The following is a 555-nucleotide window of genomic DNA, read 5'->3' on the forward strand; positions in this document are numbered from 1 at the left end:
GAGTGCTCTCGCCTTCAGCAGGCCGTTCTTCGACGGCGGGCTGATCAGCCGGCGGGCCGCGCTGAAGAGCGCGTACGCCCAGTTCGTGTTCGCGGTGTCCGGTGCAGACGCCGACCAGATGGACCGGATGCGCGCGCAACTGACCGCGCTGTGCACCGGCTGGGACGTCGAGCAGGTCCGCTCGATCGTGGACGAGACCCTGCACGACATCGTCGATCCGCTGATCTACGCCGAGGCCGGCACGCTCATCGCCGAGCACATCGAGCAGGGCCACGACGTGGTGATCGTGTCCGCGTCCGGCCAGGAGGTGGTCGGCCCGATCGCCGCGATGATCGGGGCGACGCACTGCGCCGCCACCAGCATGGTCGCCGTCGACGGCCGCTACACCGGCGAGATCGGCTTCTACTGCTACGGCGAGAACAAGGCGGTCGCCGTGCGCAGGCTGGCCGAGGAGCACGGTTACGACCTGAGCCGGTCCTTCGCCTACAGCGACTCCAGCACCGACCTGCCGATGCTCGAGGTGGTCGGGCACCCGAACACGGTCAACCCGGACCG

General features: G+C 69.2%; 1 protein-coding gene. It reads left to right on the top strand.

Annotation, left to right across the window (positions count from 1 at the left end; genetic code table 11):
- Positions 1 to 555: HAD-IB family hydrolase (locus tag E8D52_18575; GenBank protein TKB65341.1), on the top strand; the 555-nt coding region annotated here is incomplete at both ends.

The organism is Nitrospira sp. (assembly GCA_005116745.1).
Taxonomy (GTDB): Bacteria; Nitrospirota; Nitrospiria; order Nitrospirales; family Nitrospiraceae; genus Nitrospira_D.